18 protein-coding genes are annotated in these 15261 nt (G+C 60.9%); 3 read left to right on the top strand and 15 right to left on the bottom strand.

The window, feature by feature from the left end; translation table 11 throughout:
• Positions 1-140: 140 nt before the first annotated feature.
• The 7 genes from GbCGDNIH6_RS11590 to GbCGDNIH6_RS11560 all read right to left on the bottom strand — a co-directional run bounded on the left by GbCGDNIH6_RS11590 (position 141) and on the right by GbCGDNIH6_RS11560 (position 6276).
• Positions 141-791 carry a Smr/MutS family protein gene (locus tag GbCGDNIH6_RS11590; RefSeq protein ID WP_081370124.1) on the bottom strand — a complete coding sequence of 217 codons (651 nt, stop codon included), beginning with the start codon at positions 789-791 and terminating at the stop codon, positions 141-143.
• On the bottom strand, positions 784-1497 hold the full coding sequence (locus GbCGDNIH6_RS11585; protein WP_072564099.1) for a LutC/YkgG family protein: 714 nt from the start codon (positions 1495-1497) through the stop codon (positions 784-786). The genes GbCGDNIH6_RS11590 and GbCGDNIH6_RS11585 overlap by 8 nt, the downstream gene beginning before the upstream one ends.
• The gene (locus tag GbCGDNIH6_RS11580; protein ID WP_072564098.1) at positions 1494-2933 is read right to left on the bottom strand and encodes a LutB/LldF family L-lactate oxidation iron-sulfur protein; all 1440 of its coding nucleotides are present in this window, start codon (positions 2931-2933) and stop codon (positions 1494-1496) included. Before GbCGDNIH6_RS11580 ends, GbCGDNIH6_RS11585 begins: the two co-directional genes overlap by 4 nt.
• 86 nt (positions 2934-3019) lie before the next feature.
• Positions 3020-3571, bottom strand: a complete 552-nt coding sequence (locus tag GbCGDNIH6_RS11575; RefSeq protein ID WP_198355767.1) for a MaoC family dehydratase — start codon at positions 3569-3571, stop codon at positions 3020-3022.
• Between the two features lie 140 nt (positions 3572-3711).
• A complete protein-coding gene (locus tag GbCGDNIH6_RS11570) occupies positions 3712-4497 on the bottom strand; it encodes a (Fe-S)-binding protein (RefSeq protein WP_072564097.1) in 786 nt (261 codons plus the stop codon).
• 51 nt (positions 4498-4548) lie between these two features.
• On the bottom strand, positions 4549-5487 hold the full coding sequence (locus GbCGDNIH6_RS11565) for a DNA-methyltransferase (RefSeq protein ID WP_232449834.1): 939 nt from the start codon (positions 5485-5487) through the stop codon (positions 4549-4551).
• 351 nt (positions 5488-5838) lie between these two features.
• The gene (locus GbCGDNIH6_RS11560; RefSeq protein WP_072564096.1) at positions 5839-6276 is read right to left on the bottom strand and encodes a DUF1489 family protein; all 438 of its coding nucleotides are present in this window, start codon (positions 6274-6276) and stop codon (positions 5839-5841) included.
• A 66-nt stretch (positions 6277-6342) separates the two neighbouring features.
• Here GbCGDNIH6_RS11560 and GbCGDNIH6_RS11555 point away from each other — a divergent pair, with 66 nt between their 5' ends.
• Complete coding sequence (locus GbCGDNIH6_RS11555) at positions 6343-6984, top strand: YceI family protein (RefSeq protein WP_081370123.1); 642 nt, start codon at positions 6343-6345, stop codon at positions 6982-6984.
• A gap of 16 nt (positions 6985-7000) precedes the next feature.
• On the opposite strand, the gene GbCGDNIH6_RS11550 is transcribed toward GbCGDNIH6_RS11555, so the two are convergent.
• The gene (locus GbCGDNIH6_RS11550; protein ID WP_157692430.1) at positions 7001-7486 is read right to left on the bottom strand and encodes a hypothetical protein; all 486 of its coding nucleotides are present in this window, start codon (positions 7484-7486) and stop codon (positions 7001-7003) included.
• Positions 7487-7703: 217 nt separating this feature from the next.
• On the opposite strand from GbCGDNIH6_RS11550, the gene GbCGDNIH6_RS11545 reads away from it, so the two are divergent.
• Positions 7704-8246, top strand: a complete 543-nt coding sequence (locus tag GbCGDNIH6_RS11545) for a hypothetical protein (protein WP_072564094.1) — start codon at positions 7704-7706, stop codon at positions 8244-8246.
• A 268-nt stretch (positions 8247-8514) separates the two neighbouring features.
• Positions 8515-8913: a VOC family protein gene (locus GbCGDNIH6_RS11540; RefSeq protein WP_072564093.1), complete on the top strand. Its 399-nt coding sequence runs from the start codon at positions 8515-8517 to the stop codon at positions 8911-8913.
• A gap of 47 nt (positions 8914-8960) precedes the next feature.
• On the opposite strand, the gene GbCGDNIH6_RS11535 is transcribed toward GbCGDNIH6_RS11540, so the two are convergent.
• The 7 genes from GbCGDNIH6_RS11535 to GbCGDNIH6_RS11505 all read right to left on the bottom strand — a co-directional run bounded on the left by GbCGDNIH6_RS11535 (position 8961) and on the right by GbCGDNIH6_RS11505 (position 15213).
• Entirely contained in the window at positions 8961-9827 is an 867-nt protein-coding gene (locus GbCGDNIH6_RS11535; RefSeq protein WP_072564092.1) for a quinoprotein dehydrogenase-associated SoxYZ-like carrier, read from the bottom strand.
• A 154-nt stretch (positions 9828-9981) separates the two neighbouring features.
• The gene (gene ychF / locus GbCGDNIH6_RS11530) at positions 9982-11076 is read right to left on the bottom strand and encodes a redox-regulated ATPase YchF (protein WP_072564091.1); all 1095 of its coding nucleotides are present in this window, start codon (positions 11074-11076) and stop codon (positions 9982-9984) included.
• 45 nt (positions 11077-11121) lie between these two features.
• Entirely contained in the window at positions 11122-11697 is a 576-nt protein-coding gene (gene pth, locus GbCGDNIH6_RS11525) for an aminoacyl-tRNA hydrolase (protein ID WP_072564581.1), read from the bottom strand.
• Positions 11698-11718: 21 nt separating this feature from the next.
• Entirely contained in the window at positions 11719-12360 is a 642-nt protein-coding gene (locus tag GbCGDNIH6_RS11520) for a 50S ribosomal protein L25/general stress protein Ctc (protein WP_025287601.1), read from the bottom strand.
• A gap of 137 nt (positions 12361-12497) precedes the next feature.
• Positions 12498-13106 carry a histidine phosphatase family protein gene (locus GbCGDNIH6_RS11515; protein WP_232449832.1) on the bottom strand — a complete coding sequence of 203 codons (609 nt, stop codon included), beginning with the start codon at positions 13104-13106 and terminating at the stop codon, positions 12498-12500.
• A gap of 13 nt (positions 13107-13119) precedes the next feature.
• Positions 13120-14052, bottom strand: coding sequence for a ribose-phosphate pyrophosphokinase (locus GbCGDNIH6_RS11510; RefSeq protein ID WP_011633014.1), 933 nt, complete (start codon positions 14050-14052; stop codon positions 13120-13122).
• Between the two features lie 141 nt (positions 14053-14193).
• A complete protein-coding gene (locus GbCGDNIH6_RS11505; RefSeq protein WP_072564090.1) occupies positions 14194-15213 on the bottom strand; it encodes a hypothetical protein in 1020 nt (339 codons plus the stop codon).
• Positions 15214-15261 lie beyond the last annotated feature (48 nt).

The raw sequence follows: 15261 nt of genomic DNA, 5'->3' as shown, positions 1-15261 counted from the left end.
GCCGGCGGAAAAAGCAAAACCACACATGCACTTATGCCCAGGATCAGCGCTGTCCATGGCTGGATAATGCATTCACGCGGGTATCATGACGATGGTCAATTTAAAACGTCTCGATCAGGGCAGCACAATAAATCGGTTGATCACTTCTGCTTACGAAGCAGGATGCGCACTGATCCGGTATTGGCGGCGTGGGGATAGGTGATGCCCAGCACCAGAGGACGCAGATGCGGAAGATTGATCCAGAGGGGAAGCTCCCTTCGGATTGCACCGACGGTTTCACCTGATCCGGTCCGGCCACGCCCGGTAATAACCTCAATGCAGCGCAGCCCGTCCGCATGGGCGCGCAACAGCATCGCCTCGAACGTATGATAGGCGCGTTGCAGGGTATGCCCGTGCAGATCCAGCGTCCGGGTTGCGCCCAGTCGCCCGTTGCGGAACCGGTTCCATGTGCCGGTGTCCACCCCCGGAGGCTGCGCCCCGGCTGGCAGAGGAAAAAGCTGGGCGAAGGTGGGTGCCCCGGCCCCGGATTCAGTCTGGCGGAAGGATGGAGCGGCAACGGGGCCGTGCCTGGCGCTGTGGATCGGAGAGTCTGTGATGGCTGCCGCAGGAGGAATCACATTCTCCCCATGTCCGGCTTTGCCGTGCAGCGGAATCACGGCCACGGTATAGCGTGTCCATTCCGTGCGCTCGGCCTCACTCAGTTTCCGTGCGGAGCGACGGGAAGGAGGTCCGGGCCTGGTCAGCGCCTTGCCGGGCGTGACTGGAGGAACGTTGTAAGGCCGTTTAGCCATGCGGCGCGGATGGGGTGTGCTGGCTGAACAGGATGATATGGATGTCACGGGGGCCGTGGGCGCCCAGCTCCAGTTGCTGTTCTATATCGGCGGAGCGGGATGGGCCTGTGATCAGCATGACGGAGCGTGGCAGGGCTCCGATCTCCGTACGCAGCAGATCCCACGCATCCTCGTAAGCGCCTACGATGCGTTCCACCGGCAGGACGGCAATGGCTGTTTCCGTCAGCACGTTGAGCGTGACCGGGCGCTCCGGCCCGGAGGGCATCATCAGGGTACCGGTTTCGGATATCCCGGCAAAGGCATACTGGACCGAGACAGTTTCCGTTCCATGGACGCGGCCCCATTCCGTCTCAAGGCCTGCTGCTGACCAGTCGAGGCTGTGAAGGGCAGGATGCGGCGCGACCGTCACGGTAGCGGGAAGGCCGCGTGAGGCCAGATAACGGGCGATGGCGGCAGGGATGTCTCCGCAGGAGGCGACTTCCTCGAGAGTGCCGAATTCTTTCCGTACCCGCGCGATGAAATCGGTCCTGCGCTCTGCGGCTGGTTGCCGTGCGCGTTCGGGGATGGTGTGGCGTGGATGCGTCGCCAGCCGGGAGCTCAGCATGGCACCCTGATCCGGTGGCAGTACCCCGCGCCGCAGACCGCGCCGGATCGTGGCAAGGATGATCTCCTTTCCAGCGAGATTTCCTGATGCGCCCCCGCTCATGACACCGCCCTTTTCCGGGTCTTTCTCTGGTAGGCAGCCCATTGGGTAAAAAAGCTGGTCCCTTCCGGGGCAGGCATATCACGGCCGCCGGTCCAGCCGGAGGCAAGCGGCAGACGCCGGAACCGCCCGCTGCGTCTTCCAGCCAGGGACAGCAGCCGGGCAGCCAGACCGGTCGTCAGGCGATACAGGGTGGGATGACGGACCAGAAAAGCCCAGATGGCCAGACCGCGACGTGCCGCTGAAGGGGTCAGATGGCGCTCGAATTCTCTTTCACGCCAGTGCCGCATCAGGCCCGGCAGAGGGATTTTAACGGGGCAGACGGATTCGCAGGCGCCGCAGAACGTACTGGCATTCGGCAGCAGGGCGGCCTGTTCGATGCCGATCAGCCCGGGTGTCAGAACGCTGCCCATCGGTCCGGGATAGACCCAGCCATAAGCATGGCCGCCAACTGCCCCGAACACCGGACAGTGATTCATACAGGCGGCACAGCGTATGCAGCGCAGCATGTCCTGAAATTCGGTTCCGATCATGGCGCCACGGCCGTTATCCAGCAGCACGACATGATATTCTTCCGGCCCGTCCAGATCGCCGGGTCGGCGCGCGCCGGTAGAGAAACTGGTGTAGGCTGTCAGATCCTGACCGGTGGCGGAACGGCCAAGCAGCCGCAGCAGCGTCATCGTGTCCTCCAGCGTCGGCACGACTTTCTCGATGCCGGTCAGCACGATATGGACACGCGGCAGCGTCTGGCTGAGATCGCCATTTCCTTCATTGGTGACGATGACGGAACTGCCGGTCTCGGCAATCAGAAAATTGGCCCCGGTGATGCCGACATCCGCCTCCAGAAACCGGCGCCGCAGCACGGTGCGGGCTTCGCGCATGATGTCCTGCCGGCTCTCAAAGGCCCGATCGGCGGGGAGATGCTGATGGGCTTCACGGAACCGGTTTTCCCAGTCATCACGGTTCAGGTGAAAGGCGGGGGCAACGATATGGCTGGGGGCTTCATCTGCCAGTTGCAGAACATATTCGCCCAGATCGGTTTCTACGACCGACAGCCCATCCTGTTGAAGAAAATCGTTCAGGCCGATTTCCTCACTGACCATCGACTTGCCCTTGACCACGCGCCGGGCACCCACACGGCGGCAGATATCCAGAATGGTCTGGCAGGCATCCTCGGCGGTGGGTGCCCAATGCACATGGCCGCCCGATGCCTCGAGCTGTGCGGCATAGCGTTCCAGATAAAAATCCAGATTCGTCAGCGTATGATTGCGGATATCGCGCGCCGTGTTGCGCAGCGTTTCGAATTCGGGCAGCGCTTCCCTGGCCCGGGCGCGCCCACCGGTAAAGCGCGGGCGTACCTGTTTCAGCGCCTGTTGCAACCGCTGATCAGCAAGGGCAGAGGCCGCATTATCCTTGAAGATGGCCGAGCGGGCCTGCATCTGGCTGTCCTCCTGCGCTGCCTTCGCGTCTTTCCCGGCGGAAGATTGTCACGCGAAACAACCGGAGCAGCCTGGGGATGCTGGCGTTATGCCTGATTATCGTCCGGCTGCAAACGGTCACGCATGCGCAGAAGATAGCGCTGGGAGCCTTCCAAAACCAGTTCCCGGCGCTGGTTATGTACGGTGCTGCGCAAGACAAGTATCCCGGTAGACGTATTAGGGGTCAGCTCCACGATCTGCAGCACCGGATGGAGTGTATCCCCGGCATAGACGGGACGGATGAAGCGGCTGTTCTGTTCGACCAGACCCAGCAGGCTGTTTTCCACCATGGCATGAAACGGCGATGCGCCTGCCGTGGTGACTGCCAGGATCTGAAATCCATGCACCAGCACGCCGGGATGCCCGTTCTCCCGACACCAGACCGGATCATGATGCAGGGGATGAGTCTCGCCACTGATGAGGCAAAAAGAATCAACAAGGGAATGGGTCAGCGCAATCGGAGGCAGGATAAAACGCTCCCCCAGCCGGAAATCGTCAAAGTAACGCGCATGGAGGTCTGCTCTCTCATGGCTGAGCCGGAAAGAGGCGGCATGTCCGTCCATGTTGAAGGTCTCCATCCGTGCAGCTGGCATGGGCATAATAAAAATTGCGTATCCAGAGGTTAAGATGAAACTAATGTAAAGGTCGCTCGTTCGCAATAGGTGTCAGCGGTAGCCCTGTCATCATTTTGCCGCGGGTTATGGATCCCTTGAAACTCGCGTTGGGCTGGCTGTGACGGTTATCGGTCGGTGGGCTGACCGATTGCGGGGCCAGTGGGGCCGGCCAAAACCTCTGCTATGTGGCGGACCTGCACCGTTGATCCTTCGCGCAGCAGCGTGCCGGCCATGTTCAGCAGGCAGCCCATATCTCCGGCCACAATCATGTCTGCCCCTGTAGCCACGATGTCCGCCACCTTGTCGCGGGCCATGCGGGTCGAGATCTCCGGATATTTGACGCAGAACGTACCGCCGAAGCCGCAGCATGTTTCCGGGGCCTCCATTTCGACGATCTCCGCATCCATGGCGCGCAGCAGATCGCGGGGTTGTTGCTTGATCCCCAGCTCCCGCAATCCGGCGCAGCTGTCATGATAGGTGACCCGGCCCGGTGAAGGGGCGTGGGTTGTCGTCACCCCGCGTATGTCGGTCAGGAAGCTGACGAGTTCATGACAGCTTCTGGCCAGATCAGCAGCCTGAGGCGCCAGAGCAGGGTCATCTGCCAGGAGGTCGGGCAATTGATGACGCAGCATCCCCCCGCAGGAGCCTGATGGAATGACGACGTAATCATATCCCTGAAAGCTGGCCAGAATATCGCGCGCCAGTGCTTTGGCCGTCACACGGTCTCCGCTATTGAAAGCGGGCTGGCCGCAGCAGGTCTGTCCACGCGGAACGGAAACCTTGCATCCGGCCTGCTCCAGCAGCCTGATCGCGGAAAAAGCGACGCTGGGCCGATAGAGATCGACCAGACAGGTGACGAACAGGGCGACGCGCGGTTCTGTCTTCAGGCGGGCGGTCGAGTGTTGAGGCATGGTCTCGCTTCCTGCCTTGGGGAGGGACGGATCATGAGAAAAGAGAGGCTGTCAGCTGCTTTCTGCTTCCATCATGCGGTTTGCGGCAATGCTGATATAGCCTTGGTCAAGCTCAATGCCGATGCTGCGCGCTCCTTCAGCCTGTGCGGCAACGCCGGTGGTGCCGGTGCCCATGAACGGATCCAGTACCAGCGCATCGGCCACACCATGCAGCCGTATGCACCAGCGCGGCAATGTCACCGGAAACGTGCCGGGATGCAGGAATTTCTGGCTTTTGCTGCGTACGGTCTCATACGGAATGAACCAGGTATTGCCGCGGCATCGCAGATCCTGGGCATGGCCGCGGCGGACAATATTTGACTTGTCTTTATAAGGTACCCCGACGGCCAGCCTGTCCAGCTTCACATCTCCTTTATGGGTGAGATGGAAGATGTGCTCCTGGGCATGGTTGAGGAAACGCTTGCCGTTTACCGGCTTGTAATGCCCGACTGAGACCGCGGGCGTGGCCACGGATTTGATCCAGACAATGTGGTTCTGCAACACGAACAAGGTGCGCAGCCGCACGATCAGCTCGAACGGCAGCCATGGGCGGGAAGGCGAGCCGGAGACATTGAGGAAAAACGAACCGCCCGGTGCCAGCACCCTTTTGAGCGCGGTAGCAACCTGCGTCATCCAGTCAAGATACTCTTCTTCCCCCCTGCTATCGAGATAGCTGGCATAGCCGAGATCGAGATTATAGGGGGGTGATGTGACAATCACATCCACGCTGCCCTCTGCCAGGGAAGGCAGAACGGTCAGGCAATCCCCACAATACAGCCGATGCCGATCTTCGCCAGAAGCAGGACTAGGCCAGATCGGCCGGAGCGATGGTGAGGAGGTTTTTTTTTTCGATGGCCTTCCCGCTTTGGCACGGGCAGGTCCGCCAGAAGGTGTGGGGCTGGCAGAGTCATCCGTGCAAGGCGCGGGCGGCGTGATCGCCTGCTGTTTCATGGTATCAGATGAATCAGACCAAGGCGGATGGTGCAAGGGCAAACAATGGAAAAATTGCCTGTTGCATGGCAGGGCACACAGGTCTAAAGAAAATTCGGCAGCGCCAATAGGACATACCTATGACACTGCCAAGTTTGGGGAAGAAACATCCAATAGACAGCCACCCAACGGCTGCTGCACTGCAACATAAAAGCTGCCAAGCGGGCGCGCAAGTCCTTAATTCAGGACAATGAGCGCCCGTTTTGCTGTCTGGCATGGACAAATTGTCCCACCCAAAAGGCTGCCCCCTTGCGGCTGCCGGATAATATGGCCGTCGGGCGGGCAGTGCCGACAGCGGGTAACCTGTCTGGTTCAGATCAGGCTCAACGCCTGCAATTCCCGCCGCAAGGGCTCAGGCAGGCGGGCAATATCATCATGGTTGACGGCATGGGTCAGATCATGTGGGGCATCTTCAGGCTTGAGGTAGCGCCAGCCCTGAAAGGGTTTCATCACACGAGCCGAGACAGGAATCAGGTCGGGTGCCAGATGAATGGCACAGCACGGCGTGCCATCCGGCTTATGCTGCTCACTGAGTCCGGTAATAGGCTGGCGCACGGACAGTAATCGGCCAATCACCCAGTAAAGCGAGCCGCCCTTCAGCAGGGCCTCCCCCTGACGCGGAGTCTGGCGGGTCAGATGCCATAATTCTCCGCCCTGTGATCCCGTCCGTTCTCTGGCGCGTTCAGCCTGTAGAGCGGCAAGATGCGCAGGAGACTCGACACCGACCGCCAGCTTCATGAGATGCAGCATGGCATCTCATGTGCGGCCTGAGTGGTCGGGATGCAAGCCGTGCCGTGATGCAGAGAGGAGAAAGAGGTGAAAGAATACAGGACTCCATGGTGGCGATGCGGGATAGTGCTGGTGGGGGCCGCGTGCTGGCTTTCTGTCGCAGCACCGATGGGGGCGCAGGCCCAGATGATGGCCACAAGGAATCCGGCTCAGGTGCCGGCTGCGCGTTATATGTTGGAACCCTCCCATACGCAGATTGAATTTGCGCTCTCGCATATGGGGTTCAGCACCTATTATGGGCGGTTCGGTGAGGCATCCGGCTGGCTGGATTTCGTGCCCGCCCATCCGGAGGCCAGTCATCTGGAGATAATAGTGCCAGTCTCCGGCCTGTCCACGACCAGCCCGGTTCTGAACCAGCAGCTGGTCGGTGCGGAGTGGTTCGATGGGCAGCGCTGGCCGGTGGCAACGTTCCGTTCCTCCTCGGCCCGTGCGACCGGGCCGGATAGCGGGGAAATCACCGGCGACCTGACCCTGCATGGCATCACACATCCCGTGACGCTGACGGTGCACTTCAATGGCGGCGGGATCAATCCGCTGTCAGGCCGCTATACGATCGGCTTCGAGGCACGGGGCAATATCCGTCGTTCTGCATTCGGGATATCACGCTATCTGGATATGGTGGGCGATGACGTGCAGTTGATCATCAGCGCTCCTTTCGAGAAGCCGTAATACGGGACGGGGAGGCTTATTCCCTGTCGTAATTGGCATTACCGGGCAGAGGCGCATTGACGATTTTATCGAGATTCTCGCTGGCCTGCCATGAACGTAACAGCCAGCCCAGCTTCTCCCGCCGCACCAGATCGAAACGGAAGAAGATACGCTCGGCACCGTTGCACACTGCGAAATCATAGCGGCGGAAAAAACTGCCGATGCGACGGGTATCGAATAATTCGGCGCAGCTTGGCCCCTCCTTGCCGAAGCTTTCCACCATCATGCGGATATTATCAGCGATGATCTGGTGGGCTCGTTTGGCTTCCCCCGGATCATGGTCATCGACAGCCTGATCCATCAGCTTGCCGATGGTTATCAGCTTGCCGTTGCGAAAAGCCACTTCCATATTTTTGGCCCAGTCATCCGGGTTCTGTGGCACTGCATGGGCAGGATAGGATGCAAGACTGAGAGCGAAGGCGCATATCAAGGCCGTCATGAGGCGTGGCGTCGTGAGCGTCATTCTGTTGCCTTGAGCAGTCTTGCGGCCTCATTCTCCGCCCGTGCTGATGGCTCTGGTTTCGAGCATGCAGATCAGGCCGGAATGTTCCGGGGATGTATTCTGACCGACTATACTCTGTGTGTGGACCTGTAGGATGAACGAAAATCTCTTTTCTGGGTGGTGTTGCATCCTAACAAGGAGAACCTTGTTTCACTGTGTCTTTCAGGCGGCAGTTTTGATGGTTGCGGCCGGTGTGCTGCATCCCGTTTCTGCTTCAGCCTCGGATAACAACCCCGATCCGGTGGCAAAGCCGGTCTGTTTCGATACGAATCGGCACAGGGTCATTGCGCGGGACCGGACGGCAGAGGTCGGACAGGATATTGTGGTGCGCGGCCGGATAACGGGGCCTTGCCGGTTTGATAAAAAAACGGGGGACTGGATCGTCAGCGGGCGGGATGATGCGGATTACGTTCAGAAGGTGATCGAACCCTATTTGTTCATCGACAGCGGAACTGCGGCGATGCGAGGCTTCAGCATCTATGACATGGCCACCCGAAAGCGTCTGTATCATGGGGCGACGCAGGATCAGCCGCGATACGGCAAAACGGACGTGACTTTATGGGTGGTCACGGACCGCCCTGTCACGCAGGCCAACTGCCCTGATCTGAAGCAGTTCAAGGCTCAGGGTGGCGGAGCCGTGATCGAGGCGGAAACCAGTTTTCGTTATGCGGATGCGACCGTTCATCAGACTGGTGCTGTCCGTTGTGCATACACGGAATAAGAACGGTTCCCCCGTCAACAGCCAGATGTGGCAGGGGCAGCTTGACGCGATCCACCCCTTATCTAAATATCGGATCGCCTAAAAAGACAGCGATGCAGGTATGGTGACAACCTGCGGTCTCTCCGGAGACAGTCACGCTTGAGCGGGTGACACCGCTCTTGGCCTTGGCCGGACACTGCATGGAGGCGCGCTCCATGCAAGTGATCGGTCAGGGTCGCTCAAGGCTTTGGTTGATCGGTGTCCGTTTTTCAAACGGAAAGGCACAACCATGAAGCTGAATCATATCAATCTCTATAGTCACGACACTGAAGCCGATCGGGTGATGTTCGAGCGGTATTTCGGGCTGCGCACGCTTGTCGTGCGTGGCAACAAGATGGCGATCATGCAGGACGATGACGGGCTGGTGCTGATCGTCAATCACTTCGAGACGAAGCTTGATGGGTTCGATTATCCCAGACAGCTCGATATCCTGCATATCGGCTTCATTCAGGAAACGCGTGAAGCCGTGGATGCACTCTATGAGCGCCTGCGTGATGATGGCTGGGAAACCCAGATGCCGCATGATGCGCATGGCGCCTGGTGCTTCTATTTCCGCGCCACAGGCGGATACTTCATTGAGGTGACGACAGTCACTCCAGTCCGCCCCATATCAGCATCGTTTGCGTGACAGACGGACCGGAACGTAGCAGGGCCGTTTTTCAACAGCCCGGATCATTAACCACCGGGTTTGGCTGGCAGTTTCGCATCCGGTGCGGGGCCGGGGGCGATAACAGGGAAGGTTTTTTCCCAATGCTCATCCTGATTGTCGCGAACGCTGACAGTCAGGGTGTGGTCATTTCCGGATTCAGTGCGCAGGAAGAAGCCAAGCACCGGGTCGGACGCCATGGAGATATCCGTATCGAGGCTGAAAACCAGCTTGCCATCATAGGTCGTCTTGATTTTCTGGACGTAATGCGCGGGTGTGTAGGCCTGTGTGAGCGGGTCCATCTGCATACCGTTGAAATTCGGATGCCGGATCATCAGCGTGGCGGCCAGAGGGGAGGCCAGAGGGGAGTCCTTTCCGGCCAGTTTCAGCTTCATCTTGCCGATATTCTGTAATGCTTCCTCGACGTCGCTGCCTGCCGGGGCAGAGCAGCCGCCCGAGGCTTTGACGAAGCGCGCGGTTTCGATCAGGGAGCCGTCGGCCCGTTCCAGCACCGCATGGATAAAGGTGTAGGTGTTCACCCGCACCCGGAAGCTCAGGCTCCGTGGATCGATGGCGGGGCCGAACACGACATGCGCGGCCAAAGGAGAGGGATTGTCATCAATCAGCAGATAAATCCCCTTCGCCGAGGGATCAGACACCGTGACCGTGACGGGAACCAGTGCCGCATCCAGGGCGCGGGCGGGCGCTTCAAGCCCGATCAGATGCTCGGAGGCAGGCTCGACCGCGACAGGGCGCTGCGCAAACACCGCCTGTTTCAGATCGGCCCAGCGATGCTGCCGGGCCGGATCGTCCTCATCCTCTGCTGCCTGTGTCATGGAGGGGAGATGGACAGCTGTCAGCAGCAGCATGCCCATCAGCAGGTCTCTGGCGCGCATTGAATCGTTTCCCGGCCGTCATTGTTATCATTATCCGGGAAGGATATGGCGACGGCCCGTATTTTCCCAAGTGGAAATCCCAAGTGGAAATCCCAAGTGGGAATCCACGGGCGCGCATCCGGGCCGTTGTCAGGGCAGGATCAGAGGGTCCTGCTCATACGTTGAAGCGGAACAGAATAACGTCGCCATCCTTGACGACATATTCCTTGCCTTCGACGCGGGCTTTGCCGGCTTCCTTGGCACCGGCTTCGCCACCCAGCGTGATGTAATCATCGTAGCCGATCACTTCGGCGGCGATGAATCCGCGTTCGAAATCGCCATGGATGACCCCGGCGGCCTGTGGGGCGCGGGTGCCCTGTTCGATAGTCCAGGCACGGGTTTCTTTCGGGCCGCAGGTGAAATAGGTCAGCAGACCCAGCAGATCGTATCCGGCGCGGATGACGCGATCCAGCCCGCTATCCACCAGACCGAGACCGGCGAGAAATTCGGTGCGGTCCTCATCGCCCAGCTGGCTGACTTCGGCCTCGATCGCGGCGGAGATGACCACGGAACGGGTTCCCTGCCGGGCGGCGAGGTCCGCGACCCGGGCGGAAATCGCATTGCCGGTGGCGGCGGAGGCCTCCTCGACATTGGCGACATACAGCACGGGCTTTGACGTCATCAGTTGCAGGCGGGATGCGGCGACACGCTGATCCGCAGGGATGGCGGTGCGGGCAGGCTGACCGGCTTGCAGCGCGGTGATGATCGGCTCGATCAGTTCCAGCTGGGCTGCGGCTTCCTTGTCGTTGCCGCGGGCTTTTTTCTGAAGCAATGGCACGCGCTTCTCCAGGCTTTCCAGATCAGCGAGCATCAGCTCGGTCTCGACGGTTTCCGCATCGCGCACCGGATCGACACTGCCTTCGACATGCGTGATGTCGTCATCTTCGAAGCAGCGCAGCACATGGATGATGGCATCCACTTCGCGGATATTGCCCAGGAACTGGTTGCCCAGACCTTCACCGCGCGAGGCACCGCGCACCAGACCGGCAATGTCCACGAATTCCAGGCTGGTCGGCACGACTTTCTGGGATTTCGCCGCGGTTGCCAGCTTTTCCATGCGCGGATCGGGCACGGCGACCCGGCCTACATTCGGCTCGATGGTGCAGAATGGATAGTTCGCCGCCTGCGCCGCAACGGTAGCGGTCAGCGCATTGAACAGGGTGGATTTACCGACATTGGGCAGGCCAACGATGCCGCAATTAAATCCCATGGGGTCTTAACCTTCGGATAAGGCGCCTGCATGCAGGCGGGAAACTCATTGGCGATGGGTCAGCAGGGCAATGCGCGTCATGAAATCCTCGGCGCGGCCTTCTGCCAGAAGCGGGGCGGCATCGGCGACGGCATCCAGCAGGGGACCGAGCCATTCCTGATCGCTTTTGGCGAAATTGCCCAACACATGGCCGTGCACCCGCTCCTTGCTGCCCGGATGGCCGATCCCGAGGCGAACCCGCCAGTATTCCGGTGTCCCAAGCATCCGGTCCATGCTGCGCAGACCGTTATGCCCGGCGGCACCCCCGCCCCGTTTGACCCGCACCTTGCCGGGGGCAAGATCAAGCTCGTCATGAAAGGCGCTGACCGCTTCGGGAGGCAATTTGAAAAACGCAGTGGCAGGCTGAACGCTTTCGCCGGATGCGTTCATGTAGGTCATCGGCTTCAGCAGGATGATCTTGCGCCCGGCCAGGGTTCCTTCCGCCGTCAGACCCTTGAATCGGTTACGCCATGGGGTGAACCCATGGCGCTGCGCGATGGCATCGACGGCCATGAAGCCGATATTGTGCCGCTGAAGCGCCATACCGGGTTCGGGATTACCCAACCCGGTCCAGAGCAGCAAGGACGGCACGATACGGCCTCGTTACTTCTTGGCACCTTTGGCCGGAGCCTTGGCGGGTGCCGCTGCTTCGGCGGCCGGGGCGGCCGCTTCGGCGATGGTGGTCGGCGGTGCGACGGTGGCAACCACGAAGTCGCGGTCCAGAATGGTCGGCTTCGCTTCGCCGGTCCCCTTCAGATCGGACCAGCGGATGTTGTCGCCAATATCCAGCGTGCCGAGATCGGCTTCGAAATGCTCCGGCACGTGATCAGGGTCGCACAGCACTTCCACAGTGTGACGAACGATGTTCAGCACGCCGCCGCGCTTCAGGCCCGGGCTGGTGGCTTCGTTCTGGAACTGCACGGCCACGGCCACGCGTACCGGCTCACCGGCGGCAAGGCGCTGGAAGTCCACATGCTCCGGCGCATCGGTGACCGGGTGGAACTGCACGTCGCGGATCAGGGCGCGGGTGGAGGCGCCATCGACGTTGATTTCGTAGAGGCGGGACCGCCAGCCACCGCGATTGAGTTCGCGATGAATGATACGGGGGTCCAGCTTGATCAGGTCCGGGGTCTGGCGCGCACCGTAGATAACGGCCGGAACCTTACCCTCACGCCGAGTCGCCCGCGCCGCCCCCTTACCGGCTCGCGAGCGTGCCTCGGCCTCGATCTGTGTGAAAGTGGCCATGGAAATGCTCCTAAGCAAAAACGTTAAACGCCGGCCTCCAGGGGTGCCGGCGTGGGGCGCGGTTTAGCGAATCGTATCCGTTCCGGCAACACGCTTCTGTTTCCTGCCTGTTCTGCAAGAAACGGGTTCACCGTTGCTCAGGTGGCCGGCATCAGGGTCCAGGGGCGGTCGCTGCCGGTGGGGGGGCGGCACAGATAAGGCAGGGCATTGGGGGTGCGGACATTGGGCGGCATGCCCATCAGCGCCCGCACCGCACGAAACAGCGCGCCATGCCCGATGATCAGCACGGGTCCCGGCAGTTGCAGCGCATTGCCCACTGCCACGGCCGCCCGGCGCTTCAGATCACTGAAGCTTTCCGCGCCGGCCGGGGTTGATTCGCCCCGTACCCAGGCATCGAACCATTCGCTCATCGGTTGGCCTTCGCGTTCTCCGAAAGCGCATTCACGCAGCTTGGGATCAATCTGCACCGGTACCCCGATATGCTGACTGACCAGTTCCGCCGTGTCGCGTGCCCGGGACAACGGAGAGCTGACCAGTGTCCGAATGCCGCGCCCGCGCAGACGCTCCGCCGCAAGGCGCGCCTGAGCCAGTCCGGCGGCGTTGAGTTTCACGTCCGTGGCACCCTGCGCCAGATTGAGCGTGTTCCAGTCCGTTTCGCCATGGCGCAGGAACCAGAACGGCACAGGGGCCAGTTCCGGACCCTGCGGGGGTGGCATGCGGCTGGCGGAGGCAGGGGGAAGGCCCATGATACTCCTGGCCTCAATCGAAGAGAGAGCTGACAGAGCTTTCGTCACTGATGCGGCGCATCGCTTCGGCCAGAAGTGGGGCAATGGTCAGCTGACGGACATTCTGGGCCAGTCTGACCGCTTCGGTGGCCAGAATGCTGTCGGTGATGGTCATCATGCTGATCGGGCTGGAGGCGATACGGGCGACCGCACCGCCGGACAGCACGCCATGCGTAGTATAGACACTGGCAGAGGCCGCGCCATTGGCGATCAGGGCGGCGGCGGCATTGCAGAGTGTTCCGCCGGAGTCGCAGATATCGTCGATCAGGATGCAGTCGCGTCCTTCGACATCGCCGATCACGTTCATCACTTCGGACACGCCCGCCCGTTCACGGCGCTTGTCGATAATGGCGAGGTCGGTGTTCAGGCGCGTGGCGATGGCGCGGGCGCGCAGCACGCCGCCGACATCGGGGGAGACGATCATAATGTCACGCCCGTGGAAACGCTCCGCAATGTCGCGGGCGAAAAGCGGAGCGGCATAGAGATTATCCACCGGAATATCGAAGAAACCCTGAATCTGGCCGGCATGCAGATCCATGGTCAGCACACGGTTGGCGCCGGCCTCGGTAATCAGGTTGGCGACCAGTTTGGCGCTGATCGGGGTGCGCGGGCCGGATTTACGATCCTGCCGGGCATAGCCGAAATACGGGATCACCGCCGTGACACGCCGCGCGGACCCACGCCGCAGCGCATCCAGTGTGATCAGCAGCTCCATCAGATTGTCATTGGCGGGATAGGAGGTCGACTGAATGACGAACACATCCTCACCGCGGACGTTTTCGTGGATTTCCACGAACACTTCCATATCCGCGAAGCGCCTGACGGAGGCTTTCGTCAGGGGCAGGTTGAGGGCTGCCGCGACCGCCTCGGCCAGTGGACGGTTGCTGTTGCAAGCCACAATCTTCATGATTTTCAGATCCCGCGTCTTAACCGTCGTTGCGGCCCGGATGCCCGACGGCGCGCGCCTTCTACCAATGTGTCGGAACCGTGTCCAACCATCCTGTGCAGCAAACCCGCCATGCGGGTTGTTTCGGTGATGTTTTCACCATCATGGCAAAGGGGATAATGGCGAAACAGGGGTCTTGTGTAAGGCATCCGGGGGGGCGGACAAGGCGGCAGAGGTTGCGGTCCCGGCCGGTTTGTCTGTGGTTTTTCCGGCCTTGGTCTTGGCCCGGTTGAGGCCGGTGGCATTCTGGATCACCTGCTTGATACCGCCTGCGGCCTCGGTGGAGGCGACATAGGCGACGTCGCCCCAGTGCAGGTCCAGCGTGCCGGGGGGAATTTCGTTGATCTGGATGGTGCGACCGCTTTCCTGGCCGCTGCCATCGGTGACGATCCACTGAATTTCAATCCGCTCCGATCCATTGGCCCCCGGTGCGGTTCTGACGCGTGGCTGCACGGTAAAATCGGCGGGCGCGGTCTGGGCCGATTCGTCACTGGCGATGGTGATCCCGATTTTGGGCAGCGCCAGCTTCATCTGCATGGAGAGCGCCATATTGCCATCGCCCGGTGCGCCGATTCCATCCAGCACGGCGACCCGGGCCGGACGGTTGAACAGGCTGTTCGGATCGCTCTGTTTCATGGCCGCATCGACGTCGTTCAGCAGGTCGGAAATTTTGTCGGCGGAGGTCAGGGCCTCCTGTTTCAGCATCGGGCGGTCTCCGGCGGCCCAGACTGAGGCGGGCATGGACTGACCATCAGCCTTGCCGTGTGATTTTCCGGTCGGGTCAAAGACTTCGTAATGAGGCACGACAGTGTCGCCCTGTGTGGTGGCGGTGATTCCCAGCCACCAGTCGCCTTTTTTCACCGGGCCGGCCACGGCAGGCACAGTGTGTTCATCCAGAGCATGGGCAATGGAGGTCGCGAACAATTTGCTTGAATCGTCATCCAGCAAGGCATTGCCGGGCGTTGGTACTGCCAGACGCGCCGGCGGCGGCGCGGCCAGCTTCATAGCGGTCTGGCCGGGATGACCCATGAAGGGACGTGGCAGATCGCCGCAACCGAACAGACCGGTCAGGCAGACGAGCATGAGAGTGAAGCGGCTCAGGCGGAAGGGCAGGCGGATCATGAATGCTTTCCCGATTGTCGCTGGCAGGCGTCCCTGACGGGCGTTCCT

Origin of the sequence: Granulibacter bethesdensis (assembly GCF_001889525.1) — a bacterium.
In the GTDB taxonomy this organism is placed as follows: Bacteria; Pseudomonadota; Alphaproteobacteria; order Acetobacterales; family Acetobacteraceae; genus Granulibacter; species Granulibacter bethesdensis_C.
Note: the sequence above shows the minus strand (reverse complement) of the source record. Positions and strands in the feature narration are given on the sequence as shown.

What these genes read in the sequence shown, in the direction of transcription:
- GbCGDNIH6_RS11590 (WP_081370124.1), bottom strand. Translation starts at nt 791, where the DNA reads ATGGCTAAACGGCCTTACAACGTTCCTCCAGTCACGCCCGGCAAGGCG.
- GbCGDNIH6_RS11585 (WP_072564099.1), bottom strand. Translation starts at nt 1,497, where the DNA reads ATGAGCGGGGGCGCATCAGGAAATCTCGCTGGAAAGGAGATCATCCTT.
- GbCGDNIH6_RS11580 (WP_072564098.1), bottom strand. Translation starts at nt 2,933, where the DNA reads ATGCAGGCCCGCTCGGCCATCTTCAAGGATAATGCGGCCTCTGCCCTT.
- GbCGDNIH6_RS11575 (WP_198355767.1), bottom strand. Translation starts at nt 3,571, where the DNA reads ATGCCCATGCCAGCTGCACGGATGGAGACCTTCAACATGGACGGACAT.
- GbCGDNIH6_RS11570 (WP_072564097.1), bottom strand. Translation starts at nt 4,497, where the DNA reads ATGCCTCAACACTCGACCGCCCGCCTGAAGACAGAACCGCGCGTCGCC.
- GbCGDNIH6_RS11565 (WP_232449834.1), bottom strand. Translation starts at nt 5,487, where the DNA reads ATGAAACAGCAGGCGATCACGCCGCCCGCGCCTTGCACGGATGACTCT.
- GbCGDNIH6_RS11560 (WP_072564096.1), bottom strand. Translation starts at nt 6,276, where the DNA reads ATGCTGCATCTCATGAAGCTGGCGGTCGGTGTCGAGTCTCCTGCGCAT.
- GbCGDNIH6_RS11550 (WP_157692430.1), bottom strand. Translation starts at nt 7,486, where the DNA reads ATGACGCTCACGACGCCACGCCTCATGACGGCCTTGATATGCGCCTTC.
- GbCGDNIH6_RS11545 (WP_072564094.1), top strand. Translation starts at nt 7,704, where the DNA reads ATGGTTGCGGCCGGTGTGCTGCATCCCGTTTCTGCTTCAGCCTCGGAT.
- GbCGDNIH6_RS11540 (WP_072564093.1), top strand. Translation starts at nt 8,515, where the DNA reads ATGAAGCTGAATCATATCAATCTCTATAGTCACGACACTGAAGCCGAT.
- GbCGDNIH6_RS11535 (WP_072564092.1), bottom strand. Translation starts at nt 9,827, where the DNA reads ATGCGCGCCAGAGACCTGCTGATGGGCATGCTGCTGCTGACAGCTGTC.
- ychF (WP_072564091.1), bottom strand. Translation starts at nt 11,076, where the DNA reads ATGGGATTTAATTGCGGCATCGTTGGCCTGCCCAATGTCGGTAAATCC.
- GbCGDNIH6_RS11520 (WP_025287601.1), bottom strand. Translation starts at nt 12,360, where the DNA reads ATGGCCACTTTCACACAGATCGAGGCCGAGGCACGCTCGCGAGCCGGT.
- GbCGDNIH6_RS11515 (WP_232449832.1), bottom strand. Translation starts at nt 13,106, where the DNA reads ATGGGCCTTCCCCCTGCCTCCGCCAGCCGCATGCCACCCCCGCAGGGT.
- GbCGDNIH6_RS11510 (WP_011633014.1), bottom strand. Translation starts at nt 14,052, where the DNA reads ATGAAGATTGTGGCTTGCAACAGCAACCGTCCACTGGCCGAGGCGGTC.
- GbCGDNIH6_RS11505 (WP_072564090.1), bottom strand. Translation starts at nt 15,213, where the DNA reads ATGATCCGCCTGCCCTTCCGCCTGAGCCGCTTCACTCTCATGCTCGTC.